The following is a 26,298-nucleotide window of genomic DNA, read 5'->3' on the forward strand; positions in this document are numbered from 1 at the left end:
CCTCGGCTTGGTAAAGGATGGCTAGAGTTAATCGCGCACTAACGGAGTTTTACCTTGCCTCTTAACAACTGGGCAGGGCGCGCGGACTATATTGCTGGAAACCTGCGAGCGGCCCGAAAGAGTGAACAATATGACCACCGGCGTCATCGAGCGACCGAAAGCCCTGCGCACGCCTTCGGCTTCGAAGATCTGGCTGAAGGCCATCGAGCTCACCGCGCGGATCGAGGCTCTGCCGGGTCGCCTGTTCGCCGACGTCGTCGACGATTGGGCGCAGCGCCAGCCGGACCGCCTCGCGCTGCTTGCGGATGACACAAGCCTCGATTACGCGGGTCTGTCGAAGCGCATCAATCGCTACGCGCGCTGGGCGCGCTCGGTCGGCCTGGCCAAGGGCGAGACTGTCGCGCTGATCATGCCGAACGGCGTCGACTACGTCGCGGCCTGGCTCGGGATCAGCCGGGTCGGCGGCGTGGTCGCGCTGCTCAACACCAAGCTGGTCGGGCCCTCGCTCGCGCATTGCATCGACGTCGCCAAGCCCACGCATATCATCGTCGCCCACGAGTTGATGGGGACGCTGAAGGGCGCAGCGCCGCATCTGAAGACAGAGGCCAAGGTATGGACGCATGGCGATTCCCGCAGTGATCGCGCCATCGATGTCGCGCTTGCGGCGCTGGACGATGGGCTCCTGTCGCCGGAGGAGCACGGCGAGGTCAGCATCGCCGATCGTGCGCTGCTGATCTACACCTCGGGCACGACAGGTCTGCCGAAGGCCGCCAGCATCAGTCACCGGCGCATTCTCAATTGGGGTTTTTGGTTCGCCGGTCTGACCGGCGCAGGTCCGCAGGACCGGCTCTATGATTGCCTGCCGCTGTTCCACTCCGTCGGCGGCATCGTCGCGCCCTGCAGCATGCTCGCTGCCGGCGGCTCGGTGGTGATCGCAGAGAAGTTCTCGGCCTCGCATTTCTGGTCCGACATTGTTCGTCACGACTGCACGCTGTTTCAATATATCGGCGAGCTCTGCCGTTATCTGCTCAAGGCGGCGCCGTCGGAATACGAGAACCGCCATCGTCTCCGCCTCGTCTGCGGCAACGGCCTGCGCGGCGATATCTGGGAAGACTTTCAGGCCCGGTTCGCCATTCCCCGTATCCTCGAATTCTATGCGGCGACGGAAGGCAATTTCTCGCTGTTCAACGTCGAGGGCCAGCCGGGCGCGATCGGCCGCATCCCACCACTGCTCGCGCATCGCTCCCCCGCCAATCTCGTCAGGCTCGACCCCGACAGCGGCGCGCCGCTGCGCAACGAAGAGGGGTTTTGCGTCGCCTGCGCCCGCGGCGAGGCCGGCGAAGCCATCGGCCGCATCGGCACTGCCGATGAAGGCGGCGGCCGCTTCGAGGGCTACACCGACGCCGGCGAGACCGAGAAGAAGATTCTCCGCGATGTGTTCGCCAAGGGTGATGCCTGGTTCCGCACCGGCGATTTGATGCGGATCGACGAAAAGGGATTCTTCCATTTCGTCGACCGCATCGGCGACACGTTCCGCTGGAAGGGCGAGAACGTCGCGACTTCGGAGGTGAACGACGCGATGCGCGATTTCACCGGCGTGGTCGACGCCACCACCTACGGCGTCAGCATCCCCGGCACCGACGGCCGCGCCGGCATGAGCGCCATCGTCGTCAACGAGGGGTTCGACATTACGGCGCTGCCCGCACATCCCGCGCAGCCCCTGCCGGCCTATGCACATCCCGTCTTCGTCCGCGTTTCGCGCGAGCTCCAGGCGACCGAGACGTTCAAGCAGAAGAAGGGCGATCTGTCGCGGGAAGGCTTCGATCCCGCCACGATTTCCGATCCGCTGTTCATGGCGGACTTGAGATCCGGGGCCTATCTCCCGCTCGACGCCGAGGTTCATGCACGCATCCTGGACGGCTCGATCCGGCTGTAGGTCCCGCCAAAATCCGCAGATAGCTCCAATTTTATCTGAATTGTCCAAGAAGACATTTACTTCTGTCGGGTAAGCAAACGCCCATGGGAGGCGGCCAGCAAGAGCCGCCGCAACACCAACGATAACAAAGCGAGCCAGCCATGTCGGTAAGGTCTAAGGTCATTGAGGCGATCCGGCAGATCGCCAAGGAGCAAAACGTCACGCTTCCCGAACTCTCGGACGATCTGTCGCTGCACGAGACGGGCTTCGATTCGCTCGCCTTCGCCATTCTGGTCGCGCGCCTCGAGGATGAGACCGGCGTCGACCCCTTCACCATTTCCGAGGACGCAGCGTTCCCCGCCACGGTGGGTGATTTCGTGCGGGCCTACGAAAATGTCCCCGCGTGAGATCTTTGCGCTCCGCGACCATCTCGGCGCGGAGCTGAAGGGCCGCACGATCTCCGATGCGCATGAGGTCGTGTCGTTGACCGACATCCTGTCGCAGACGGTCCTCGGCGGCCGCCTGCGCGGATTGTCGGGCCGCTCGGTGCTGCTCAAATTGTCCGACCAGCTCCGGTCGGGCCTTGCCATGATCGAGCTCGACGGCATCGCGCGTCGCATGCTGCTCTGCCCGCCCGATCTCAACCCGGCACATCTCGACGCGCTGATCGCGGATGCCGGGATCGATGCCGTCGTCACCGACGAGCCCGATCGCTGGGTCAATTCGGGCGTATCGCTCGTCGTCACTGCACAATTGCCGCTTCAACCCACTGTGCCGGCCCAGACCGAACGCGCCACGGAATGGCTGATGCTGACCTCGGGCACGTCGGGCGTGCCGAAGATCGTTGGCCATACGCTGGAGGCGCTGACCGGTGCCATCGTCGCCGAAGGCCCCGCGCGCGGACCTGCGCCGGTTTGGGCGACGTTCTACGATATCCGCCGCTATGGCGGCCTGCAGATCTTCCTTCGTGCCGTTCTCTCCGGCGGCTCGATGGTGTTGTCGGATCCGCATGAGGCACTCGGCGATCACGTCGCGCGGCTGAAGGCGCGTGGTGTCTCGCATATCTCCGGCACGCCTTCGCACTGGCGCAAGCTTCTGATGAGCGGTTCGGCCGCGCAATTCGCGCCGTCTTACGTCCGCCTTTCCGGTGAAATCGCCGACCAGGCAGTGCTGGACGGGTTGAAGGCCGCATTCCCCAATTCCTCCGTCGGTCATGCCTATGCCTCGACCGAAGCCGGTGTCGGCTTTGCGGTGAATGACGGGCTGGAAGGCTTTCCGGCCGACTATCTCGGCAATCGCGACGGCGTCGAGATGAAGGTGGTCGACGGCTCGCTGCGGATCCGCTCGACGCGCACTGCGCATGCCTATGTCGGCCGCAGCGCCGCGCCGCTCACCGATGCGGACGGATTCGTCGACAGCGGCGACATCGTCGAGCTGCGCGGCGAGCGCTACTATTTCGTCGGCCGCCGCGGCGGCATCATCAATATCGGCGGGCTGAAGGTTCACCCCGAAGAGATCGAGGCGGTGATCAACCGCCATCCCGACGTGCGGATGTCGCGGGCCAAGTCGCGCAAGAGCCCGATCACCGGCGGCATCGTGGTCGCCGATGTGATCCTCGCCGACGGGACCGACCCGGCGCGCGCGAAAGAGATCCGCGACCAGATCCTGGACCGGTGCCGCGCGCAGCTTGCCCCCCACAAGGTGCCGGCGGTGATCCGCTTCGTCGAGGCGCTCGATGTCACCCCGGCCGGAAAACTGGCGCGCACCGATGCATAGGAACGTTCTCGTCACCGGCGGCAGCCGCGGCATCGGTCTTGCGATCGGCAGACGCCTGGTCGGTGCCGGCTATAACGTGATCGCGGCGGCGCGGCGCGAGAGCGACGAGCTCAAGGCGGCAATTACCGAGGCGGGCGGGCGGCTGCATTTCCGTTCCTGCGATCTCGCCGTGATCGACGCGATCCCGGCTTTCGCAAAGCTCGTGCGCGACGAGTTCGGCCCGGTCTACGGCCTCGTCAACAATGCCGGCCTCGGCACCGAAGGCCTGCTCGCCACCATGCATAATTCCGAGATCGAGGCGCTGGTGCAACTCAACGTGCTGTCGCCGATCATCCTTACCAAATATGTGGCGCGGCAGATGATGGCGGACGGCGCCGGCCGCATCATCAACATGTCCTCGATTATCGCCACGACCGGTTATAACGGCCTGTCCGTCTATGGTGCGACCAAGGCCGCTGCCGCCGGCTTCACCCGCTCGCTGGCGCGCGAGGTCGGCAAGGTCGGCATCACCGTGAACGCAATCGCGCCGGGCTTCATCGACACCGAGCTGACGCACAATCTGTCCGACGAGGGGCGCAAGCGCATCGCCGGGCGCAGCGCGCTGCGCCGCCTGCCGGAGACCGACGACGTCGCGCGCATGGTGGAATATCTGCTGGGGGAAGGCGGCCGCAACGTCACCGGGGCCGTGTTCACGATCGACGCCGGGAATACCGCATAGGCGGAACCCGGCCGCTACGATTGCGTTGATCGGGCACAATGACATTCCGCCGGATTTGGTCGTAAGATGCCCCGCAATCGATTGGGTTACGTCAATCGATCTGCCCTAATTGACAGGGAGCAGTCCATGGCCATGCCAAACATGACCGCTTCAACTCGGGGCCGGACCGAGCAATCCCGCGCGAAGCCGGACGACATCCGTTGCCTGCCGATGACGCACCAGAATTCGGGCAGTCACGGCCATGAAATGTACCCCCAGCAATTCGTGCGCCTGGTCGGCTGCCACGATGCATCGCTCGACACCTTGCGCAAGCGTCAGGACGCGAAGCTGCATTAGCAGCTCACGTCCGGTGCTTCGGCGCGTCCTTCGGCAGGTCAATTCGTTGATGTGAGAATTCAGGCGGTCCCTCAGTGAGGCGGCGGATGCGGCGTTCGCGTTCGTCCGCCGGCAGGGCCGGATCGAGCAGCGCCTCGATCTCGTGGACTGCGATCTCCTCGATCCTGGTGGGGTCCGAGGCGATCGGATGCTCGGAGGAGAGCACCGGCGGCGCGATCTTGAGGCCCAGCTCGATCAGCTTGCAGATGGCATCCGCGCGGGTCAGGCGATGAGCCTCGGCCCAAGCATCGACGGCTTCGGTCAGTCGTTCGGGCAGCTTCACGGCGCTGATCGGGTCGATGCCCGTGCGCCGCCGAACCGGAGAGGTGGAGTCCTTGTTTCCGAAGTCGGACACCTCGATCATCCCATGCAAGCGTTGGAGCTCAGCAACGATAGCCGCACCTCCAGGCTGGTCGTTTGATGCCGATCAATGACCCGCTGCGGCATTGCAGCGCGGCCGGATCCTGTTGTCGCCGCACCTTGTTGTCCTGGCCCGTTTCGGCCAAAGATCGAAAGCGGCCGCCGGCCGGCAAACCCGGATCGATCCTGCCACGTATTTGTCTCGCATTCCAACTATCCGGCATTCCCGATGACGTCAGGCGAATCCTTCTATGGCGACATTCCAGTGTTCCGCGGCTTCACCAGCCTGATGGATCCTGCGCTCTATGCTCCGCTCCCGGACGATTGGAACATCGGCGTTGCCGATATCGTCGATTCCACCAAGGCGATCGCCGCGCAGCGCTACAAGGCGGTCAACATGGCCGGTGCGGCCGTGATCGCGGCGGTGACGAACGCATTGGAGGGCCGCGAATTCCCCTTCGTGTTCGGCGGCGACGGCGCCAGCTTCGCGGTGGCACCTTCCGACCTCGATGCCGCCCGCGAGGCGCTGGCCGCGACCGCGACCTGGGTGCGGGAAGATCTCGACCTGACGATGCGGGTCGCGCTGGTGCCGGTGAGCGCCATCCGCGCGCAGGGTCTCGACGTGCGCGTTGCGCGCTTCGGGCCGTCGGCGAACCTGTCCTACGCGATGTTCTCGGGCGGCGGGCTCGCCTGGGCCGACGCCGCAATGAAGCGCGGCGAGTTTGCGGTCGCCGAGGCGCCAGCCGGCACGCAGCCCGATCTGTCCGGCCTGTCCTGCCGCTTCGAGGTGATTCCGGCCTCACGTGGGTTGATCCTGTCGGTGCTGGTGATGCCTGCACGCGGCGCCGATCCGCAGCTCTTTCGCAAGGTGATCGAGGACATCATTGATCTCGTCGAGCGCAGCCCTGACGGTGCGCGCCCGGTGCCGTCGCAGGGGCCGCCCTTGAAATGGCCGCCGCAGGGGCTGGACTACGAGGCCCGCACCCGGCGCGGCAAGTCGCTACTCGCGCGCCGCGCGACCGTGCTGGCCTACACCTTGTTCGTCTATCTGGTCATGCGTTTCGACCTCAAGGTCGGCGGCTTCGTGCCCAACATCTACCGGCGTCAGGTCGTCGAGAATTCGGACTTCCGAAAATATGACGACGGCCTGCGCATGATCCTCGACTGTACGCCGCAGCTCGAACGCACGCTCAGCGATCGCCTTGCGGCCGCCGCGCGCGAGGGCACCGTGCGCTACGGCCTCCATCGCCAGGACGCCGCCATGATGACCTGCTTCACCCCGTCGGTCCTGCGCAGCGATCACGTGCACTTCATCGACGGCGCACGGGGCGGCTACGCCTCGGCGGCGACGGCGCTAAAGGCGATGATGGTGTGAGAGCTGCTCACCGCCCCGCGCGCGTCCAGGTCTCGCCACCGCAAAGTGCGCCGACGCAGCCTTCGACCCGCAGCGAATCTGCTCCCGTCACGGTGACGCTGCTGGCATAGGTGCTGCCGTCATCGGCATTGTAGATCTGGCCGGACCATTTGTTCGGCCCCGCCGGTGGCATGCCGCTGAACAGCGGTAAACCAATGATCGGACGCTTGGCGAGTGCGGGATTGGGATTCTTGCTGTCGGTGGCGGGCTGGCCGGTTGCGGTGTCGTAGGGCTCGCGCAGCCAGGCGACGACACCGCAGATGCCGCTGCCGCATTTGGTGATCTTGACGCGCGCATCACCCGCCTGGGTCAGCCACGTCCCGTCGATGTTCTGCGCACGAGCGGCAGATGTACCAAGCAGCGCGGCAAGGAGGAGGATGAGAGATGCGAATCTGGAAGTCATGAAAGAGGCCCCGAAAATGGAGCGCCTCCATAGCAGCCCGACAGGATAGTGCAACGCTGGCTGGAATCACATTCCTGCGTTTTCGCCTACGCTGATCCGGCTGCGCTCATTTGCCCCAGCGCGCGAGGGCAACCGACGCCGCAGTCGACAGGCCGAACACGACCATAGCGCCGCCGACCAGCGCGAACAACGTCCAGGCCGGCGCCTGCGCCGTCATCAGACCGATGCCGCCGATCGCGACGATCAGAAGACGCGCGGTGGAGGCCAGCACGGGCCCGCCGACGCGCGCCGCGCCTTGCGAGGAGAAGTAGAGCGACACGCCTATGCCGAAGAACACGAAGGCCGGCCCGGCCCAATGGAAATAGCTGTGCGCGGCGGCGGTGACGCCGGGATCGCCCGTAAAGAGCCCGACCCACAGCGACGGAGCGAGTGCGACGACGAGGCCGATCAGCCCGACCGTGAGGCCGGAGGCCGCAGCTGCGGTCCAGGCGACACGCCGCGCCCGCCTCACATGTCCAGCGCCCATCGCCATGCCGACCATCGGCACCGAGGCGATGCCGAAGGCGAAGGTGATCGGGATCAGCAAGAATTCCAGCCGCGAGCCGATGCCATAGCCTGCCAGCATTTCGGTGCCGAAGGTCGCCAGGATCTTGGTGAAGATCAAAATCGTGAGCACGGTCTGCAGCGGCGACAGGCAGGCCACCGCGCCCACTCTGAGAATGTCCAGGAACATCGCGCGCTCGAAATGAAATGCGCGGAAGTCGAGCTGCAGCCGGCTGCGGCCGGACAACAGATACCAGAGGAAGAAGACCGCAGCGCAGCTGAACGCGATCAGCTGGCCGCTGGCGACGCCCGGCATGCCGAATTGCGGCACTCCGAACAGGCCGAGCCCCAGCGTGCCGCCGAGCGCGATCTGGAGCACGCTCGCCCCGATCAGTGTCATCGAGGGCAGGCGCATGTCGCCGGTGCCGCGGATCACCGAGGCCAGGGTGTTGACGAGCCAGATCGCGACGGCGCCGGAGAACAGCACTTGCGAGTAGCCGCAGGCCTCTTCCAGCACGCGCTCGCGGCCGCCGAGCAACGTGAAGAAGGTGCGGCCGAAGCCGAGCATCATCGCCGTGAAGAACAGTCCGCCGCAGAGGCCGATGATGGCGGCATGCAAGGCCAGCGTCGCGGCGCGGTCGCGATCCCCTGCGCCGAGCGCGCGGCTGATGGCAGAGGAGACCCCGCCGCCCATCGCGCCCGCACTCATCATCTGCGTCAGCATTGCGAACGGAAACACCAGCGCGATCGCGGCGAGCGGGATGGTGCCGAGCCGGCCGATATAGGACGTCTCGGCCACCGCAACCAGCGTGCTGCCGACCATCGCGATCATGTTGGGGATCGCGAGCCGGAGCAGCGTCGGCAGGATCGGCGCGGTCAGGAGGCTGGCGATTGGGGAGGCGACCGGCGCAACCGGCGGGGCAGCGTCTACGGGAGCGTCGATCGTCATCTGTCACCGGGCGGAATATTGGATGATGATCGACATATTAACGGGCGCGCGATGTCCGCGCCACCCCTCGCCATGCAGGGCTCACCAGGGCAGGCCGCAGAGGTCGATGGTGCCCAGGGTCGGCGCGCGGACGATGTGGAAGACGTAGGGCGCCATGTAGGTGAACCGGATCCGCCCCTCCGGCTGCTCGCAATAGACCTCGCCGTTGAAGGGCAGCCAGCTCCTGGCGGCGTAAAAGGCGGCGTTATGCGGCTCGCAGAACAGCAGGGCGAAGCGGGCCGCCTCGTTGGCGCGGATCGTATGCACCGCTGCGTCGATTGCCATGGTTGCATAGCCTCGGCCGCGCTGGTCTTCCCGCGTGCAGACGCCGCCGATGCCCCCGATATGCGTCTTCTGTCCGTTCCACGTGATCGTGCGGAAGTAGATGCCGACATGGCAGATGAGGCCATCCTCGGGCGTCTCGATCAGCACACGCAGGTCGGCATTGGCCCATTTGACGTGAGCCCAGGGCTTGTCCGCAACCATCTGCGGTCCCCAGACCGCCTGATGCAGCGGCTCCGCGATCGGCCACGAGGCGTCGCCGTTCAGGATGTCGATCTCAATGCTCATGGCCTGGTCCTTCGGAGCTCCGCTTCGTAGTGCATTCGTTCTGTCATAAGCGCTTCAAAGGCAATGATATTTTGCGGCGACCGATGACGCCTGCGGGCAATGTCTGCGCTTGCGTCGATTTTATGCAATCCGGCCAAGCGGTCGCATCGCGCGTTTTCGCAAATTGAAGGTATTTAACGGCTGCGGAACCTTCTATAAGGGGTGACCGTTAGAACTCGTTCCCCACCAGTTGCGGACAAGAACCCATGACCTTTACGCTGCCCCCACTCCCTTACGCCTATGACGCCCTCGGCCAGTACATGTCGAAGGAGACGCTGGAATATCATCACGACAAGCATCATCAGGCCTACGTCACCAACGGCAACAACGCGCTCAAGGGGACCGAATGGGAAGGCAAGTCCCTTGAGGAGATCGTCAAGGGCTCGTTCGGCAAGAACCCTGCGGTGTTCAACAATGCCGGCCAGCACTACAACCACATCCACTTCTGGAGCTGGATGAAGCCCAATGGCGGCGGCACCAAGCTGCCCGGCAAGCTCGAGAAGAAGATCAACGAGGACCTCGGCGGCTTCGAGAAGTTCAAGACCGATTTCCAGGCGGCCGGCGTCGGCCAGTTCGGCTCAGGCTGGTGCTGGCTTCAGGTCAAGAACGGCAAGCTCGAGATCTCCAAGACCCCGAACGGCGAGAATCCTCTGGTGCACGGCGCCACCCCGATCCTCGGCTGCGACGTCTGGGAGCACTCCTACTACATCGACTATCGCAACCGCCGTCCCGACTATCTCAAGGCGTTCGTCGAGAACCTCGTGAACTGGGAATACGTCGAGTCGCTGTTCGAGAAGGTGTAAATTTTTGCTCGGTCATTCCGGGGCGGCGCGTCAGCGCCGAGCCCGGAATCCATTGGGCGTCGGTCCGTGTGGATAAATGGATTCCGGGCTCGTGCTTCGCACGCCCCGGAATGACAAAAGGCGGTCGCATCAATGGCCGCCTTTTTGCTGTGCGGAATTGCCCTGCGCGACGCGCGTATCGGCCTGTGATTGTACCGTTTGCATCGCACGGACGTCGCCCCTAATCAGGACGGGCATCCCCCTCGAGCCGCTCCACACCCGTTGTCAGACCCTTCCCCGAACCACCCTGCGCCTGCCGAGGACGCGGAGTCTGAGCCGCGGCCTGGGCGGGTCCGCAAGCCGATCGGCTGGTCCACCATCATCATCGCAGTTCTGGTCGCGGTGAGTGCGGCGTTGGTCTGGCGCCGTGACGGCACCGACGGCGTTCTCGACATTCTGACCCACGATCTCTCGCTGTTCTCGGGCATCCTGCCGCGCGTGCTCGCCGGCTGCCTGCTCGGCGCTTTCATCTCGGAAATCCTGCCGCACGAAAAAGTCTCGCGCTCGCTCGGACCGAAATCCGGGCTGATGGGCCTCCTGATCGGCACTGCCTTCGGCGCGATCCTGCCCGGTGGGCCCTTCACCGCCTACCCCGTGGCGAGCGCGCTGCTCGCCGTCGGCGCCGATTTCGGCGCCACCATCGCCATGGTCGTGAGCTGGACGCTGATCGGCTACGGCCGGGCGGTGGCCTGGGAAATCCCCATCATGGGCACCGATTTCACGCTGTGGCGGATCCTGATCTCGCTGCCGCTGCCGGTGCTCGCCGGCGCGCTCGGCCGTTTCGTCTATGTCCGGCTCTATCCGAAGCCGCTCGCCAAGGACGACGAGAATTGAGCGCAGCGCTTCTCATCGACATCCTGCTGTGGGGCTCGGTGATCGGCGTCGGCCTGATCGCCTTCCGTCGTGGGCGCCCGGTGTTTGTGGCCTCGCTGCGCGAAGGCTCGATGGACTTCATCAACATCGCGCCGCGGATCGCGTTAGGGGTGATCGGCTCCGGCTACATCGCCGCCATCATTCCGCAGGAGGTGATCACCGGCTGGCTCGGCCCGGACAGCGGCTGGCTTGGGGTTGCGAGCGCCGTGGTCGCCGGCGCCGCGACACCCGGCGGCCCGGTGATCGGCTTCTCCATTGGCACGGTGGCGCTGAAGTCCGGCGGCGGGGTGCCCCAGGTGGTGGCCTATGTCGTCGCCTGGGCCCTGTTTGCCTTCCAGCGGGTGATCTTGTGGGAAATCCCGTTCATGCCGGCCCGATTCGTCTGGTTCCGCTGCGCCGTCTCGGTGCCGTTCCCCTTCGTGGCCGCCGCCATCGCCATGGTGATCGGGAAGCCGTGAGCCGCCCCGGAATGACAGCCCGGCCGTGGACAGGCGTAATGTTATAATATAACATTCGTGGATGGTTCCCGCCGCGTCCCACGCCCATCATCACGACCATGCTCACGACCATTCCCATGGCCACGGGCACGATCACACCCACGCCCATGTCCACGATGCGACCTCGCCGCATCCCGCCCAGGCGGCGCCCTGGTCGATCCTGCGCATGACCATGGCAGGCCGCCTCGCAGCGGCGCTCGCCGTCTGTACCGTGCTCTGGGGCGTGGTCTTCCTGGCGATGAGGTAACGATGGCGGCGCTGCATTTTCACAACGTCACGCTCGGCTACGACCGCCATCCCGCCGTGCACCATCTCAACGGCGAGGTCGCGCGAGGTGCGCTGGTCGCCGTGATCGGCCCGAATGGCGCCGGCAAGTCGACCCTGCTGCGCGGCATCGTCGGTATCCTTAGTCCGCTCGACGGCAGCATCCATCTTGGCGGGCTGGACAGCAGGGACATCGCCTATCTGCCGCAGAGCGCGGAGATCGACCGCAGTTTCCCGATCTCGGTGTTCGATTTTGTCGGCACCGGCCTGTGGCGCCGCGCCGGCCTGTTCGGCGGTATCGGCAAGGCGGCCCGCGAAAAGATCCTGCGCGCGATCGCGTCCGTTGGCCTCAACGGCTTCGAGAACCGCCCGATCGGCACGCTCTCGGGCGGGCAAATGCAGCGCGTGCTGTTCGCGCGCGTGTTGCTCCAGGACGCTGCGCTCATCGTGCTGGACGAGCCCTTCAACGCCATCGATAGCAAAACCACCGCCGACCTGCTCGCGCTGGTCAAGCGATGGCACGGCGAGGGCCGCACCGTGGTCGCCGCGCTGCACGACATGGAGATGGTGCGCAGCCATTTCAGCGAGACGCTGGTGCTGGCGCGCGGCCCGGTGGCATGGGGGCCGACGGCGGAGGCCCTGACGCCGGAAAACCTGCTGGTCGCGATGCGGATGTGCGAGGCCTTCGACGACACCGCCGCGGCCTGCGCGGCCGACGACATCAGCTCGCGGGCCGCGTGACCGCAGATGGCCTATGACGCGCTGATCGGTCCGTTCACCGAATTCGAGTTCATGCGGCGCGCGCTCGCCGCCGTGATCGCGCTGTCGTTTGCCGGCGCGCCGATCGGCGTGTTCCTGATGCTACGGCGGATGAGCCTCGTCGGCGACGCCATGGCGCACGCGATCCTGCCAGGCGCCGCAGTCGGCTTCCTGCTCTCCGGCCTCAATCTGTTCGCCATGACGGCCGGCGGTCTCATCGCCGGCTTTGCCGTGGCGATCCTCGCCGGTGTGGTTGCCCGCTCGACCGGGCTGAAGGAGGATGCGTCGCTCGCGACCTTCTATCTGGCCTCGCTGGCGCTGGGCGTGACCATCGTCTCGATCAAGGGCACCAATATCGACCTCTTGCACGTGCTGTTCGGCAACATACTGGCGATGGACGACCAGACCCTGCTGGTAGTTGCTTTCAATGCCACGATCACGCTGCTGGTGCTCGCCGTGATCTACCGCCCGCTGGTGATCGAGAGCGTCGATCCCTTGTTCCTGCGCACTGTCAGCCGCGCCGGCGGGCCCGCGCATCTTGCCTTCCTCGCTCTGGTCGTCATCAACCTCGTCAACGGCTTTCAGGCGCTGGGCACGCTGTTGGCCGTCGGCCTGATGATCCTGCCCGCGGGCATCGCCCGGTTCTGGTCGCGCGATCTCACTGCGATGATCTGCATCGCGGTGGTCGCCGCCGCTGTCTCCGGCTATGCCGGCCTCGTGCTGTCGTTCCAGACCCGGGTGCCGTCGGGTCCTGCAATCATCCTCGTGGCGACGGTGCTCTATATCGTCTCGGTCCTGTTCGGGCGTGTCGGCGGCATCGTCCGGCAGATGTTTCCCGGCCGGCATCTGGAAGCGTGACGATGCCGCGGATCCTGCTTTGCGTATTCCTGCTGATCGCCTCGCCGCTGCACGCCGCGGAGCGGCTCAACGTCGTCGCGAGCTTCTCGATCCTCGCCGATTTCGTCCGCAATGTCGGCGGCGACAGGATCAATCTGACCACGCTGGTTGGGGCCGATAGCGACGTCCACGTCTACACGCCGCCGCCCGCCGATGCGAAACGTGTCGCGGAAGCGAAGCTCGTCATCGTCAACGGGCTCGGGCTCGAAGGCTGGCTGCCGCGGCTCGTGCAGTCTTCCGGCAGCAGGGCGACGGTCGTCACGGCCAGTGCCGGCATCGCCCCGCTCAAGCTCGGCTCGGGCGCCGACCCCCATGCCTGGCAGTCCGTCCCCAACGCCAGGATCTACGTGACGGATATTGCCAATGCGCTGGCCGCAGCCGATCCTGACGATGCCGATTTCTTCCGCACCCGGGCCAAGGCCTATCTGGAAAAGCTCGAAACGCTTGATCGCGAGGTCCGCGAGGCCGTGGCCAGGATCCCACCGGACCGGCGCAAGGTGATCTCCACCCACGATGCCTTCGGCTATTTCTCCGCCGAATACGGTATCCAGTTCATCGCCCCCCTGGGCGTCTCCACCGAAACCGAGCCGAGCGCGCGCGACATCGCGGCCATCATCAGCCAGATCAAGGCCCAGAAAATCCCGGCCGTGTTCCTAGAGAATATCAGCGACGACCGGCTGATCCGGCGGATCGCGGCGGAGACCGGCTCGAAAGTCGGTGGGACCCTGATTTCGGACGGTTTGACCGGCGAAAAGGGGCCTGCACCCACTTACATTGACATGGTCAGGCACAATATAAAGGCCCTGACCAGCGCGCTTGACCACTAAGGGCAGGGGCCACCCCGCCTCGCGTCGCGCGAAAAAGCCTTTAAGTCCGGAGTTGTTATGTCTGAAGCGACCTCCCCAAAAATTCCCGTGACCGTGCTGACCGGCTATCTCGGCGCCGGCAAGACCACGCTCTTGAACCGCATCCTGTCGGAGAACCACGGCAAAAAATACGCGGTCATCGTCAACGAATTCGGCGAGATCGGCATCGACAACGACCTCATCATCGGCGCCGATGAGGAAGTGTTCGAGATGAACAACGGTTGCATCTGCTGCACCGTGCGCGGCGACCTCGTGCGCATCATGGACGGGTTGATGAAGCGCAAGGGCAAGTTCGACGCCATCATCGTCGAGACCACCGGACTTGCCGATCCCGCGCCCGTCGCCCAGACCTTCTTCGTCGACGAGGACGTGCAGAAGAACGCGCGGCTCGACGCAGTCGTCACGGTCGCTGACGCCAAATGGCTGTCCGACCGGCTCAAGGATGCGCCCGAGGCCAAGAACCAGATTGCCTTTGCCGACGTCATCGTCCTGAACAAGACTGATCTCGTCAACAAGGGCGAGCTTGCCGAGGTCGAGGCCCGCATCCGCGGCATCAACCCCTATGCGAAACTCCACCGCACCGAGCGTTGCTCGGTGGCGCTGGCCGACGTGCTCGACCGCGGCGCGTTCGACCTCGACCGCATCCTCGACATCGAGCCGGATTTCCTCGAAGCCGATGATCATGACCACGACCATGATCATCACCACCATCATGGCCACGACCATCATCACCATGATCACGGCCACGGCCTGAAGCACTATCACGACGAGGACATGCAGTCGCTCTCCCTCAAGACCGACAAGCCGCTCGATCCCAACGTGTTCATGCCCTGGCTGCAGAACCTGGTGCAGGTCGAGGGCGGCAAGATCCTGCGCTCCAAGGGCATCCTCGCGTTCCATGACGACGACGACCGCTACGTCTTCCAGGGCGTCCACATGATGCTGGAGGGCAATCACCAGCGGAAATGGAAGGACGGCGAGCCGCGCGAGAGCCGCCTCGTCTTCATCGGCCGCGAATTGCCGGAAGAGGCGATCCGCAAGGGTTTTGAGAGCTGCATCGTCCCGTGATGAAAGAGTTTACGCCGGCCCCCGATTCCGCCTCGATCGTCTCCGTCACCGACCGCGTCAAGCCTGTTGCGCTCGGCATGGCCGTGACCTCGGTGCATTTCCTCGGACCCCGCGCCGCCTTCGTCGGCGGCGAGGAGAACGTGGCCTTCGTCGACGCCAAGGGTGAGATTTCCACCGTCGCCGTTCACAGCGGCGGCATTCTCTCCACCGCCTCGGACGGCAAGCGCCTGGTGATGGGCGGCGACGACGGCAAGGTCGTCTCGCTCGATGCCAAGGGGGAGGTGACGCTGCTCGCCACCGATTCGAAGCGGCGCTGGATCGACGCGGTGGCGCTGCATGCCGATGGCGCGTTCGCCTGGTCTGCCGGCAAGACGGCCACCGTCAAGAGCGGCAAGAACGAGGAGAAGTCGCTCGAGGTGCCCTCAACCGTCGGCGGGCTTGCGTTTGCGCCGAAAGGCCTGCGGCTCGCGATCGCGCATTACAACGGCGCGACCCTGTGGTTTCCGAACATGGAAGGATCGGCCGAATTCCTGCCCTGGGCCGGCTCGCATCACGCCGTCACTTTCAGCCCGGACAACAAATTCCTGGTCACCGCGATGCACGAGCCCGCGCTGCACGGCTGGCGGCTCGCCGACAACAGGCACATGCGCATGACCGGCTATCCCGGCCGTGTCCGCTCGATGTCGTGGAGTGCTGGCGGCAAGGGGCTCGCCACCTCGGGCGCCGACACCGTCATCATATGGCCGTTCGGCAGCAAGGACGGTCCGATGGGCAAGGAGCCCGCGATGCTGGCGCCGCTGCAGGCGCGCGTGGCGGTCGTCGCCTGCCACCCCAAAAACGACATCCTCGCCGCCGGCTACAGCGACGGCACCGTGCTGATGGTGCGGCTGGAGGACGGTGCGGAGATCCTGGTTCGCCGCAACGGCACTCCACCGGTCGCGGCGCTCGCATGGAATGCCGAGGGCACGCTGCTGGCGTTTGCCGACGAAAATGGGGATGGCGGGCTGCTCGAGCTTTAATCCGTCATGGTTCCGGCCGTATAGGGGGCCATGCGATTTCTCACGACCTTCCAACTTGCTGATTTCCTCGACACGCTGGTCAGCCTGACCACCGCCTTCGTGCTGGGCACGCTGATCGGCGCCGAGCGGCAATATCGCCAGCGCACCGCGGGCCTGCGCACCAACGTGCTGGTCGCGGTGGGAGCTGCCGCTTTCGTCGATCTCGCCATGCATCTGGACGGTGCCGATGGCGCGGTGCGGGTGATCTCCTACGTCGTCTCCGGCATCGGCTTCCTGGGCGCTGGCGTCATCATGAAGCAGGGCATGGACGTGCGCGGGCTCAACACCGCGGCGACCCTGTGGGCCTCGGCCGCGGTCGGTTCCTGCGCCGGCGCCGACATGGTCGCGCAAGCGGCCGCGCTGACCGCGTTCGTCATCGCCGGCAACACCATGTTGCGTCCGCTGGTTAATGCCATCAATCGCATCCCGCTGAACGAGAAGGCGCTGGAGGCGACCTATTATTTCAAGCTCGCCGTCGCTGCCGATGCCTTGCCGGACATGCGCGACCGCCTCGTCGACAAGCTCGAGGCCGCGAAATATCCGGTCGCCGACGTCGAGGTCGTCGAGATGGGCGAGGACATGCTGGAGATTGTCGCGAAGCTCGTCGCGAGCGCCGTCGATCCGAACGAGCTGAACGCGGTGGCAACCGATCTCCAGCATTTGCCGGGCGTGCGCCATGCCACCTGGGAAGTCAGCACGACGGAATAGGGCGTCGTTTTGGCGCGCAGACGGCCGGTTCCCGCCCTTCGTGCCGGAACCGGTGGGGCCCAGTTTCGTTGATTCCGCGGATAAAGGCGGTGATCGACATGCCCGGCCCGGATGACAAGCGCAGACTGAAGCTCGATCTGGCAATTGCCTGCTCGCTGTTTGCAGCAGGACTCATCGTGTCGGCGATCTCGCTGGCCCAAATCCGGGCCGAGAGCCGCATGGAGCTGGCCCAGGCGACGCCGCCGCTCCAGGGCACGCCGTCCGACGATCAGAACAAGCCTGCGGAAGCCAAGCCCGGCGGCGACCGGCCGACCACGCCCGCTCCCGAGCCCGCGCGCCCCGATCCGCAAACGCAGGGCGCAGCGACCAAGCCGGCGCTGCCGCCGGCCCCGGCAGAGAAGATCGCCCCGCCGATCGAGAAGAAGTAGCGCTCCTCTCCACACTCGGTGTCATTGCCCGCGGAAGCCGCAGCGTACTGGATGCCCCGGTCAAGCCGGGGCATGACAGTCCGGCGGGGTGAGAAGCTTCGCGCCCCTCACCGCACCAGCACGTTCCTGAACTGCCACGGATCAGACGTATCGATATCCTCCGGGAACAACCCCGGACGATCCGTCAGCGGCGTCCATTCCGTGTAGAAGCCCTTCACGGGGCCGAGATAGGGCAGCTGGATTTCCAGGAGCCGATCGAAATCCATCTCGTCGGCTTCGACGATGCCTTCGTTCGGGTTTTCCAGCGCCCACACCATGCCGCCGAGCACGGCGGAGGTTACCTGCAGCGCGGTGGCGTTCTGGTAGGGCGCGAGCTCGCGGGTCTCTTCGATGGAGAGCTGCGAGCCGTACCAGTACGCATTCTTGTCGTGGCCGAACAGCAGCACGCCGAGCTCGTCGATGCCGTCGACGATTTCGTCCTCTTCGAGAATGTGGTGCTTTTCCTGCATCTTGCCGGCGCGGCCGAACAGCTCATGCAGCGACAGCACGGCGTCGTCGGCCGGATGATAGGCGTAGTGGCAGGTCGGCCGATAGATTGCGTTGCCCGAAGCATCGCGCACGGTGAAGTAATCGGCGATCGAGATCGACTCGTTGTGAGTGACGAGAAAGCCGTATTGCGCACCGCGGGTCGGGCACCAGGTGCGCACGCGCGTATTGGCGCCGGGCTGCATCAGGTAGATGGCAGCGCCGCAGCCGGCTTCATGGGTATGCGCATTCTCGGGCATCCATTTCTCGTGGGTGCCCCAGCCGAGCTCCGACGGCTGCATGCCTTCCGAGAGGAAACCTTCCACCGACCAGGTGTTGACGAAGACGTCGGGCTCTTTCGGCTTCTTGGAGCGCTGGGTGTCGCGCTCGGCGATGTGAATCCCCTTGATGCCGGCCTGCCGCATCAAATCCGCCCATTCGGCCTTGGTCTTCGGCTTGGGGGCATTGAGCTTCAGGTCCGCGGCGACGTTGAGCAGCGCCTGCTTGACGAAGAAGGAAACCATGCCGGGATTGGCGCCGCAGCAGGAGACGGCCGTCGTCGAGCCCGCCGGGCGCGCCTTCTTGGCGGCCAGTGTCACTTCGCGAAGGGCGTAGTTCGAGCGCGCTTCCGGACCCTTCGAAGCGTCGAAATAGAAGCCGAGCCAGGGTTCGTTGACGGTGTCGATGTAGAGCGCGCCGAGCTCGTTGCAGAGCTCCATGATGTCGGTCGAGCCGGTATCAACCGAGAGATTGACGCAAAACCCCTGGCCGCCGCCCTCCGTGAGCAGCGGGGTCAGCACCTCGCGATAATTGTCCTTGGTGAGGCCCTTCTGGATGAAGCGGACATTGTGCTTCTCGCAAAGCGCCTTGCGGCCCTCGTCCTTGGGATCGAGCACTGTGATGCGCGACTTGTCGTAGTCGAGGTGCCGCTCGATCAGCGGCAGCGTGCCTTTGCCGATGGAGCCAAAGCCGACCATGACGATGGGACCGGTGATCTTCGCGTAGATCTGCGAGGGAGGGCTCATGGGACGGTTTCTCCGGAACGTGCTGGCGGGCAGAGGTGGGTGGGATCAGGCGCCACGGCGCTTGTCAGACGCTGCGGCGCTTGGCGGTGACTTCGATTTCGACCTTCATCTCGGGCTTGGCGAGAGCGCTGACGACCAGCAACGTCGCAGCCGGCCTGATGTCACCGAGGACCTCGCCGCAGACGGCGAAGTGGGCATCGATGTAGCTGGCGTCGGTGACGTAGTAGGTCGCACGGACGATATCGGCCATCTCGAAGCCACCCTCCTTCAGGGCGGCTGCGATGGTCTTGAAGCAGTTGCGTGACTGGCTCGTGACGTCGGCCGGCATCGTCATCGTGGCGTAGTCATAGCCCGTGGTGCCCGCGACGAAGGCGAACTCACCGTCGATCACGGCACGGCTGTAGCCGACGGTCTTCTCGAGCGGAGAGCCGGTGGAGATCAGGCGACGGGGCATGGTGATGGGCCTCGACTGAAGAGGTGGTTTTGCGGGGTTAAACGGCGTTTCCGGGGCCCACGCAACCCCAAAGGAACGCGCTTGGCACAGGCGCGGCCGGGCGCTGCCGCGGAGCGCCGCTGCGGCCGTCGCCATCATGGCGGTGTCTTAGGCCGCGTGCGCCTGGACGGGACGAACTACCCTCCGTTTGGGCAGGGCCGCGCCGGTCGGGACGATCATCCCCTCGGCGCCATCGAGCGCGCCGGCCTGGAATTCGATCGCCAGCAGGCGGTCGGGTTCGAACGGGCCGGGCAGCGCGAGCGCACCGGTCTTCTCGGCCGAGAAGCCGAAGCGGGCATAGTAAGGCGCATCGCCGAGCAGGATCACGGCGTCATGCCCGCGCGCCCGGGCGGCAGCCAGCGCTTGTTGCATCAGCGCGGCGCCGATCCCGAGTTCGCGGCAGGCGGCGTCGACCGCCAGTGGTCCGAGGACCAGAGCGGGCCTGCCTCCGGCGCTGACGTGCCACAGCCGCACGGTTCCCACGAGCTTGCCCTCGCGCACGGCCGACAGGGCGAGACCTGTGGCGGGGGCACGTCCGTCGCGCAGGCGCTGGCAGGTGCGGTCATGGCGGTTCTCGCCAAAGCAGACATCCAGCAGCGCTTCACGCATCGCGACGTCGGCTGCACGCTCCGCACGGATCGCGAACGGAGCGGCTTTCGAAGTGAGGGTGACTTGTGGCTTCCGAAAAGCAGTCATGGCGCGTCAGTCCCCGCTTGAACGGATGTGCGATCAGCACGCCGGTCCAAGACGTCGTCAGAAATCGAGATGTCGGGAAGGGAGCCGGCAAGCCGGCTCCCGGGTTGGTCAGGCCTCAGACAGAGAGGCGGATCAGATGTGATACGTCTTCAGCGGTGGGATGCCGTTGAACGCCACCGACGAGTAGGTCGACGTATAGGCCCCGGTGCCTTCGATCAGCACCTTGTCGCCGATCTCGAGCGTGACGGGAAGCGGATACGGGTTCTTCTCGTACAGCACGTCGGCGCTGTCGCAGGTCGGACCTGCGAGCACGCACGGCGTCATGTCCGCGCCGTCGTGACGGGTGCGGATGGCGTAACGGATCGACTCGTCCATGGTCTCGGCGAGACCGCCGAACTTGCCGATGTCCAGGTACACCCAGCGCACCTCGTCCTCGTCGCTCTTCTTCGAGATGAGCACGACCTCGGATTCGATGACGCCGGCGTTGCCCACCATGCCGCGGCCCGGCTCGATGATGGTCTCCGGGATCTGGTTGCCGAAGTGCTTGCGCAGGGCGCGGAAGATCGAGCGGCCGTAGGTCACGACCGGCGGCACGTCCTTCAGGTACTTAGTCGGGAAGCCGCCGCCCATGTTGACCATGGTCAGGTTGATGCCGCGCTCGGCGCAGTCGCGGAACACCTGCGAGGCCATCGCCAGCGCACGGTCCCACGCCTTCACCTTGCGCTGCTGCGAGCCGACATGGAAGGAGATGCCGCACGGCTCCAGGCGCAGGCGCTTGGCGAGGTCGAGCACCTCGACCGCCATCTCCGGATCGCAGCCAAACTTGCGCGACAGCGGCCACTCGGCGCCGGCGCAGTCATAGAGGATGCGGCAGAACACCTTCGCGCCGGGGGCGGCACGGGCGACCTTCTCGACCTCGGCGGCGCAATCGACCGCGAACAGGCGAATGCCGAGCGCGAAGGCGCGCGCGATGTCGCGCTCCTTCTTGATTGTGTTGCCGAAGGAGATGCGGTCGGGCGTCGCACCCGCAGCCAGCGCCATCTCGATCTCGGCGACGGTGGCGGTGTCGAAGCAGGAGCCCATGGAGGCGAGCAGGGCCAGCACTTCCGGCGCCGGGTTCGCCTTCACGGCGTAGAACACACGGCTGTCGGGCAGCGCCTTGGCGAAGCTCTGATAATTGTCGCGCACGACCTCGAGGTCGACGACGAGGCACGGCTCGGTGTCGAGGCCATCCTTGCGGCGGTTGCGCAGGAATTCCTGGATACGTTCGGTCATGGCACTCTCCCAAACGGCCCAGCGACGGGCCCGTTCAAAACATGACGTCGGATAAGAGTGCTCTGGCCGATCGCGCGATGGAGGCGCGACAAAGCCACAAGACTCAAACCAGACTGTGCTGCCGTGGATTGGTTGGGAGTGTTCCCGCCCGCACACCTGGCAATGAAGGACAAGCCTTTTCAGTAGCCCGCGCCGGCGTTGGACTGCCGGTAGAGACCAAAAAAGCCCGATCCGTCGTTGCTTTAAGTCGCGTCCCCCGTTGAGAGCGGGGTGCGCCGGTTCGCCTCCGGCTGCCAGTCACGGTTGCAAAGGGCGAAGTCACCTTCGACAAGGCATCTCTTTGAGAGAGATGCTGGGCGCTCCGGGTTTGCTTTCGTCTTCCGGCTATGAGCCTTCCGACTTCCGCACTTCCGAAGAGCCCCTCGGCTTCTTCACCCCTTGGCGGCTGTCCGGCCTCTTGTCCGGATACCTACCGACTGACACACGACCACAGGCACGTGCGAAATTGGGCAAGTCCGCACATAAGTGTTTTGACTCGGCTTCGCAAGAATTTTTTTAGGCTGCGAACAGAATTGCCTAACATCTGCTTGCGCAGTGTTGCGCGAGCGACGCGGAAGATGAACGAGCGTTAAGTTTTCTGTGCAGCGCGTCTGTCGCGCGCGAGAAGCGTCAGCCGCGTTTCGTAAAGGGCTCGACGCGTTGGGCTCCGCGGATGAATGCCGTCATCACGAGCACGCCGAGTGCGAACAGCACGGCCTGCAGGATGTGCGTGCCCTGGTCACCGAGCCCGAACAGGATCGCGAGCGCCCAGCCACCGGCGAACGCTGCGCCGAACACTTCGGCACCGATCAGGATGGCGGCGCTGATGACGGTGATGACGCTGGGCCAGACGATCTGGCGGGACGAGGAAGCAGGCGCGTTCATGAGCTCGGGGTCCGTGGCTTGGAGGGCCGCAATCTCCTCGAAAAGGCGGCCGGGAGCAAGGCCAAATGGCCCAAAAAAGCCCCATCGCGTGCTATAGCTGGCAGCAACGATCGAGCCATGAAAATCGGGACTTGTGATGTCAGAACCCCGCCGAATTACGGACTCCGAGGCCAATCCGCTGCTGAATGCCTGGGTGACGCCGTTTGCGCCCCCGCCGTTCGACGAGATCAAGCCGGAGCACTTCCTGCCGGCCTTCGAGCAGGCCTTCGCCGACCACTCCGCCGAGATCGCGGCGATCACCAACGATCCGGCCGCGCCCGACTTCGCCAACACCATCACGGCGCTGGAGCGCTCCGGCAAGCTCTTGAGCAAGATCGCGGCGGTGTTCTACGACCTCGTCTCGGCACATTCCAACCCGGCCATCCTGGAGATCGACAAGGAGGTCTCCTTGCGGATGGCGCGGCACTGGAATCCGATCATGATGAACGCCGTGCTGTTTGGTCGCATCGCCCAGCTGCACGAGAACCGCACCTCGCTCGGCCTGTCGCCCGAGCAGCTCCGTCTCCTGGAGCGCACCTACACCCGCTTCCACCGGGCCGGCGCCGGGCTCTCCGAGGAGGCCAAGACGCGGATGGCCGAGATCAACGAGAGGCTCGCCCAGCTCGGCACCAGCTTTAGCCATCATCTGCTCGGCGACGAGCAGGACTGGGTCATGGAGCTGGGGGAGGATGACCGCCAGGGCCTGCCGGAAAGCTTTGTTGCCGCCGCCAGGGCTGCGGCGGAAGAGCGCGGCATGGAAGGCAAGGCCATCGTTACGCTCTCGCGTTCCTCGGTCGAACAATTCCTGAAGAGCTCGGCGCGCCGCGATCTGCGCGAGAAGGTCTACAAGGCCTTCGTCGCCCGCGGCGACAATGGCAATGCCAACGACAACAACGCCGCCATCGTCGAGATCCTGAAGCTGCGCGAGGAGAGCGCGAATCTCCTGGGCTATCCGACCTACGCCGCCTACCGGCTCGAGGACTCCATGGCCAAGACGCCGGATGCGGTGCGGGGCCTCCTGGAGCGGGTCTGGAAGCCGGCTCGCGCCCGGGCACTCGCCGACCGCGACGAGATGCAGGCGCTGATCACGGAGGAGGGCGGCAATTTCAAGCTCGCCCCCTGGGACTGGCGCTTCTACGCCGAGAAGCTCCGCCTCCAGCGCGCCAATTTCGACGACGCGGCGATAAAGCCGTATCTGTCGCTCGACCACATGATCGAAGCCGCCTTCGACTGCGCCACGCGCCTGTTCGGCGTCACCTTCGAGGAGCGCAAGGACGTTCCGGTCTGGCATCCCGACGTCCGGGTCTGGGAATTGAAGGACAGGGACGGCAAGCACAAGGCGCTGTTCTATGGCGATTACTTCGCGCGGCCGTCCAAGCGCTCGGGCGCCTGGATGACCTCGCTGCGCGACCAGCAGAAGCTCGACGGCGACGTCGCGCCGCTCGTTCTCAACATCTGCAATTTCGCCAAGGGCGCGGACGGCGAGCCCGCGCTGCTGTCGCCCGACGATGCCCGCACCCTGTTCCACGAGTTCGGCCACGGCCTGCATGGCATGCTCTCCAACGTGACCTACCCCTCGCTGTCGGGCACATCGGTGTTCACGGACTTCGTCGAGCTGCCCTCCCAGCTCTACGAGCACTGGCAGGAACGGCCCGAGGTGCTGCAGAAGTTTGCCCGCCACTACCAGACCGGCGAGCCGCTGCCGGACGACCTCCTGCAGCGCTTCCTCGCCGCGCGAAAGTTCAACCAGGGCTTTGCCACGGTCGAGTTCGTGTCCTCGGCCCTGGTCGATCTCGAGTTCCACACCCAGCCGGCCGCGGCCGCGCAGGATGTCCGCGCCTTCGAGCGCCGCGAGCTGGAGAAGATCGGCATGCCCGAGGAGATCGCGCTGCGTCACCGGCCGACGCAGTTCGGCCACATCTTCACCGGCGACCACTATGCCGCCGGCTATTACAGCTACATGTGGTCCGAGGTGATGGACGCCGACGCCTTCGGCGCGTTCGAGGAGGCCGGGGACATCTTCGATCCCGCTGTCGCCAAGCGTCTGCATGACGACATCTATTCGAGCGGCGGCTCGGTCGATCCGGAAGCCGCCTATGAGGCTTTCCGCGGCCGCCCGCCGGAGCCCGACGCGCTGCTACGCCGGCGCGGCCTGCTCGACAGCGCCAAGGCCGCCTGATGCACATGCGCGCCCTTCTCGGTCTGCTGCTCGGCGCCGGCGTGTCGCTTGCCGCAAGCGCGGCGAGCGCGCATCCGCATGTCTGGATCACCGCGACCAGCGAGTTGCTCTATGCCGCGGACGGCACCATCACCGGTGTCCGCCACGCCTGGACCTTCGACGACATGTTCTCGGCCTATGCGGTGCAGGGGCTCGAGAGCAAGACCAAGGGGGCCTACACGCGCGAGGAGCTCGGGCCGCTGGCGCAGACCAATGTCGAGTCGCTGAAGGAATACGCCTACTTCACCTTTGCCAAGGCCGACGGTAAGAAGGAGCGATTCCAGGAGCCGGTCGACTACTTCCTCGACTACAAGGACACCGTCCTGACCCTGCACTTCACGCTGCCGCTGAAGAACCCGGTCAAGCCGAGGCAATTGGTGCTCGAAGTGTTCGACCGCTCCTTCTTCATCGATTTCCAGATGGCCAAGGAGAATCCCGTCAAGCTGGTCGGCGCGCCCGCGGGCTGCCAGATGAGGCTGGATCGGCCGAGCGACGGCACCGCGACCGCGCAGAAGCTCAACGAGCAAACCTTCATGAACGGCGAGAACAGCAATTTCGGCATGATGTTCGCCAACAAGATCACGGTGGATTGCCCTTGAAGCCGCATCTCTCCCCGCTCACCCGCGGGCTGATCGCCTGCGTGACGGTTCTGTTGGTCGTGATCGTCACCGATGCCGTGCTCCACGATCTCCTTGCACAAAACCCCTTTGGCGTGCCGCGCCCCGCGCAGGCGGCCGAACCCGAAGCGAGCGGCCTCATCGGCTGGTTGTTGGCAAAGCAATCGGAATTCTATCGCCAGATGTCGGCCACCATCCGCGCCGCCAAGTCCGACGGATCGGCGGTGTGGACGCTGCTGTTCATCTCGTTCGCCTATGGCATCTTTCATGCCGCCGGCCCCGGCCACGGCAAGGCGGTGATCGCCTCCTATCTGGTCGCCAACCGCGAGACCGCCCGGCGCGGCATCGCGCTGTCGTTTGCGTCCGCCCTGATGCAGTCGCTGGTGGCGATCCTGATCGTCGGCATCTCGGCCTGGATCCTGAATGCCACCGCCAAGACCATGTGCAAGGCGGAAGGCGCCATCGAGATCGCGAGTTACGCCTTGATCGCGCTGTTCGGCTTGCGCCTCGTCTGGGTCAAGGGCCGCACCTTCATCCGCGCACTGCAGGCGGCCCAGCCGGTGCCGGCGATCGCGGGCGTGCCGCATCATCATGACCACGATCATCACCATCATCATGATGCGCATGGGCATGGACATCACGACCACGATCATCCTCACCACGATGGCCATGGCCATGCGCACGCCCACGACGGGCATGATCACGTCCATGACGAGCATTGCGGTCATTCTCACGGCCCCACGCCGAGCGAGCTCGCCGGCCCCGGCGGCTGGCGGCGCGGTTTTGCCGCGATTCTCACCGTCGGCATCCGTCCCTGCTCGGGTGCAATCCTGGTCCTGGTGTTCGCACTCGCCCAAGGTCTGTTCTGGGCCGGCATCGCCGCGACCTTCCTGATGGGATTGGGCACCGCAATCACGGTCGCCGCCATCGCTGTTATCACCGTCTTCGCCAAGGACGTCGCCGCGCGCCTCAGCGCCGGCCGCGACGGCGGTGGCGCTCTGTTTATGCGCGGCATCGAATTTGCTGCGGCGGCCGTCGTGCTGCTGTTCGGTGCAGGCCTCTTGTTCGGCTACATCGCCGCCGAACGGACGACGTGTTTTTGAGGGAGCGTCTGCGGTTCGCGGC

The 26,298-nt window shown here is 65.3% G+C and carries 29 protein-coding genes; 20 read left to right on the top strand and 9 right to left on the bottom strand.

Annotation, left to right across the window (positions count from 1 at the left end; translation table 11 throughout):
* Positions 1 to 121: 121 nt before the first annotated feature.
* From X268_RS02045 to X268_RS02065, 5 genes are all read left to right on the top strand, one after another.
* Positions 122 to 1,936, top strand: a complete 1,815-nt coding sequence (locus X268_RS02045; protein ID WP_128923385.1) for a long-chain-acyl-CoA synthetase — start codon at positions 122 to 124, stop codon at positions 1,934 to 1,936.
* A 140-nt stretch (positions 1,937 to 2,076) separates the two neighbouring features.
* Positions 2,077 to 2,322 (top strand): acyl carrier protein, encoded by a 246-nt coding sequence (locus X268_RS02050; protein ID WP_128923386.1) that lies wholly within the window; start codon positions 2,077 to 2,079, stop codon positions 2,320 to 2,322.
* Positions 2,309 to 3,691 carry a class I adenylate-forming enzyme family protein gene (locus tag X268_RS02055; protein WP_164937476.1) on the top strand — a complete coding sequence of 461 codons (1,383 nt, stop codon included), beginning with the start codon at positions 2,309 to 2,311 and terminating at the stop codon, positions 3,689 to 3,691. Before X268_RS02050 ends, X268_RS02055 begins: the two co-directional genes overlap by 14 nt.
* Complete coding sequence (locus tag X268_RS02060) at positions 3,684 to 4,409, top strand: SDR family NAD(P)-dependent oxidoreductase (RefSeq protein ID WP_128923388.1); 726 nt, start codon at positions 3,684 to 3,686, stop codon at positions 4,407 to 4,409. Before X268_RS02055 ends, X268_RS02060 begins: the two co-directional genes overlap by 8 nt.
* Before the next feature lie 126 nt (positions 4,410 to 4,535).
* Entirely contained in the window at positions 4,536 to 4,745 is a 210-nt protein-coding gene (locus X268_RS02065; RefSeq protein WP_128923389.1) for a hypothetical protein, read from the top strand.
* A gap of 4 nt (positions 4,746 to 4,749) precedes the next feature.
* Here X268_RS02065 and X268_RS02070 read toward each other — a convergent pair whose 3' ends face one another.
* Positions 4,750 to 5,148, bottom strand: coding sequence for a hypothetical protein (locus X268_RS02070; RefSeq protein ID WP_128923390.1), 399 nt, complete (start codon positions 5,146 to 5,148; stop codon positions 4,750 to 4,752).
* A gap of 225 nt (positions 5,149 to 5,373) precedes the next feature.
* On the opposite strand from X268_RS02070, the gene X268_RS02080 reads away from it, so the two are divergent.
* Entirely contained in the window at positions 5,374 to 6,519 is a 1,146-nt protein-coding gene (locus X268_RS02080; protein WP_128923391.1) for a DUF3095 domain-containing protein, read from the top strand.
* Between the two features lie 7 nt (positions 6,520 to 6,526).
* Here the strand turns inward: X268_RS02080 and X268_RS02085 are convergent, their stop codons facing one another.
* The 3 genes from X268_RS02085 to X268_RS02095 form a co-directional block, all read right to left on the bottom strand.
* Complete coding sequence (locus tag X268_RS02085; protein WP_128923392.1) at positions 6,527 to 6,961, bottom strand: DUF2147 domain-containing protein; 435 nt, start codon at positions 6,959 to 6,961, stop codon at positions 6,527 to 6,529.
* A 106-nt stretch (positions 6,962 to 7,067) separates the two neighbouring features.
* Positions 7,068 to 8,453 carry an MATE family efflux transporter gene (locus tag X268_RS02090; protein ID WP_128923393.1) on the bottom strand — a complete coding sequence of 462 codons (1,386 nt, stop codon included), beginning with the start codon at positions 8,451 to 8,453 and terminating at the stop codon, positions 7,068 to 7,070.
* A gap of 81 nt (positions 8,454 to 8,534) precedes the next feature.
* Entirely contained in the window at positions 8,535 to 9,062 is a 528-nt protein-coding gene (locus tag X268_RS02095; RefSeq protein WP_128923394.1) for a GNAT family N-acetyltransferase, read from the bottom strand.
* A gap of 245 nt (positions 9,063 to 9,307) precedes the next feature.
* On the opposite strand from X268_RS02095, the gene X268_RS02100 reads away from it, so the two are divergent.
* The 11 genes from X268_RS02100 (at position 9,308) to X268_RS39150 (ending at position 17,361) form a co-directional block, all read left to right on the top strand.
* The gene (locus X268_RS02100) at positions 9,308 to 9,904 is read left to right on the top strand and encodes a superoxide dismutase (RefSeq protein WP_128923395.1); all 597 of its coding nucleotides are present in this window, start codon (positions 9,308 to 9,310) and stop codon (positions 9,902 to 9,904) included.
* Positions 9,905 to 10,165: 261 nt separating this feature from the next.
* Positions 10,166 to 10,777 carry a permease gene (locus tag X268_RS02105; protein WP_128923396.1) on the top strand — a complete coding sequence of 204 codons (612 nt, stop codon included), beginning with the start codon at positions 10,166 to 10,168 and terminating at the stop codon, positions 10,775 to 10,777.
* Complete coding sequence (locus X268_RS02110; RefSeq protein WP_128923397.1) at positions 10,774 to 11,274, top strand: hypothetical protein; 501 nt, start codon at positions 10,774 to 10,776, stop codon at positions 11,272 to 11,274. Before X268_RS02105 ends, X268_RS02110 begins: the two co-directional genes overlap by 4 nt.
* A 61-nt stretch (positions 11,275 to 11,335) precedes the next feature.
* Positions 11,336 to 11,560, top strand: a complete 225-nt coding sequence (locus X268_RS02115; RefSeq protein WP_128923398.1) for a hypothetical protein — start codon at positions 11,336 to 11,338, stop codon at positions 11,558 to 11,560.
* 2 nt (positions 11,561 to 11,562) lie between these two features.
* Positions 11,563 to 12,318: a metal ABC transporter ATP-binding protein gene (locus tag X268_RS02120; protein ID WP_128923399.1), complete on the top strand. Its 756-nt coding sequence runs from the start codon at positions 11,563 to 11,565 to the stop codon at positions 12,316 to 12,318.
* A gap of 6 nt (positions 12,319 to 12,324) precedes the next feature.
* Complete coding sequence (locus X268_RS02125; RefSeq protein WP_128923400.1) at positions 12,325 to 13,194, top strand: metal ABC transporter permease; 870 nt, start codon at positions 12,325 to 12,327, stop codon at positions 13,192 to 13,194.
* Positions 13,195 to 13,196: 2 nt separating this feature from the next.
* On the top strand, positions 13,197 to 14,060 hold the full coding sequence (locus X268_RS02130) for a metal ABC transporter solute-binding protein, Zn/Mn family (RefSeq protein ID WP_128923401.1): 864 nt from the start codon (positions 13,197 to 13,199) through the stop codon (positions 14,058 to 14,060).
* Positions 14,061 to 14,117: 57 nt separating this feature from the next.
* Positions 14,118 to 15,167: a CobW family GTP-binding protein gene (locus tag X268_RS02135; RefSeq protein ID WP_128923402.1), complete on the top strand. Its 1,050-nt coding sequence runs from the start codon at positions 14,118 to 14,120 to the stop codon at positions 15,165 to 15,167.
* A complete protein-coding gene (locus X268_RS02140; protein ID WP_164937477.1) occupies positions 15,167 to 16,186 on the top strand; it encodes a WD40 repeat domain-containing protein in 1,020 nt (339 codons plus the stop codon). Before X268_RS02135 ends, X268_RS02140 begins: the two co-directional genes overlap by 1 nt.
* 30 nt (positions 16,187 to 16,216) lie before the next feature.
* Positions 16,217 to 16,933 (top strand): MgtC/SapB family protein, encoded by a 717-nt coding sequence (locus X268_RS02145; protein WP_128923404.1) that lies wholly within the window; start codon positions 16,217 to 16,219, stop codon positions 16,931 to 16,933.
* A gap of 98 nt (positions 16,934 to 17,031) precedes the next feature.
* Positions 17,032 to 17,361 carry a hypothetical protein gene (locus tag X268_RS39150; protein WP_164938085.1) on the top strand — a complete coding sequence of 110 codons (330 nt, stop codon included), beginning with the start codon at positions 17,032 to 17,034 and terminating at the stop codon, positions 17,359 to 17,361.
* 107 nt (positions 17,362 to 17,468) lie between these two features.
* Here X268_RS39150 and X268_RS02155 read toward each other — a convergent pair whose 3' ends face one another.
* The 5 genes from X268_RS02155 to X268_RS02180 form a co-directional block, all read right to left on the bottom strand.
* Positions 17,469 to 18,911 carry a homospermidine synthase gene (locus X268_RS02155; protein WP_128923406.1) on the bottom strand — a complete coding sequence of 481 codons (1,443 nt, stop codon included), beginning with the start codon at positions 18,909 to 18,911 and terminating at the stop codon, positions 17,469 to 17,471.
* A gap of 64 nt (positions 18,912 to 18,975) precedes the next feature.
* A complete protein-coding gene (locus X268_RS02160) occupies positions 18,976 to 19,365 on the bottom strand; it encodes a RidA family protein (protein ID WP_128923407.1) in 390 nt (129 codons plus the stop codon).
* Between the two features lie 147 nt (positions 19,366 to 19,512).
* Positions 19,513 to 20,100: a GNAT family N-acetyltransferase gene (locus X268_RS02165; protein WP_128923408.1), complete on the bottom strand. Its 588-nt coding sequence runs from the start codon at positions 20,098 to 20,100 to the stop codon at positions 19,513 to 19,515.
* 132 nt (positions 20,101 to 20,232) lie between these two features.
* Positions 20,233 to 21,375 carry a type III PLP-dependent enzyme gene (locus X268_RS02170; RefSeq protein WP_128923409.1) on the bottom strand — a complete coding sequence of 381 codons (1,143 nt, stop codon included), beginning with the start codon at positions 21,373 to 21,375 and terminating at the stop codon, positions 20,233 to 20,235.
* A 669-nt stretch (positions 21,376 to 22,044) separates the two neighbouring features.
* Positions 22,045 to 22,299, bottom strand: a complete 255-nt coding sequence (locus tag X268_RS02180) for a hypothetical protein (RefSeq protein WP_128923410.1) — start codon at positions 22,297 to 22,299, stop codon at positions 22,045 to 22,047.
* A 136-nt stretch (positions 22,300 to 22,435) separates the two neighbouring features.
* On the opposite strand from X268_RS02180, the gene X268_RS02185 reads away from it, so the two are divergent.
* The 3 genes from X268_RS02185 to X268_RS02195 are packed head-to-tail and all read left to right on the top strand — an operon-like array spanning position 22,436 to position 26,276.
* Entirely contained in the window at positions 22,436 to 24,517 is a 2,082-nt protein-coding gene (locus tag X268_RS02185) for a M3 family metallopeptidase (RefSeq protein WP_128923411.1), read from the top strand.
* Positions 24,517 to 25,155 carry a DUF1007 family protein gene (locus X268_RS02190; RefSeq protein ID WP_128923412.1) on the top strand — a complete coding sequence of 213 codons (639 nt, stop codon included), beginning with the start codon at positions 24,517 to 24,519 and terminating at the stop codon, positions 25,153 to 25,155. The genes X268_RS02185 and X268_RS02190 overlap by 1 nt, the downstream gene beginning before the upstream one ends.
* Positions 25,152 to 26,276, top strand: a complete 1,125-nt coding sequence (locus tag X268_RS02195; RefSeq protein WP_208764416.1) for a nickel/cobalt transporter — start codon at positions 25,152 to 25,154, stop codon at positions 26,274 to 26,276. The genes X268_RS02190 and X268_RS02195 overlap by 4 nt, the downstream gene beginning before the upstream one ends.
* The last annotated feature ends 22 nt before the right edge of the window (positions 26,277 to 26,298 follow it).

Source organism: Bradyrhizobium guangxiense, from assembly GCF_004114915.1.
Classification (GTDB): domain Bacteria; phylum Pseudomonadota; class Alphaproteobacteria; order Rhizobiales; family Xanthobacteraceae; genus Bradyrhizobium; species Bradyrhizobium guangxiense.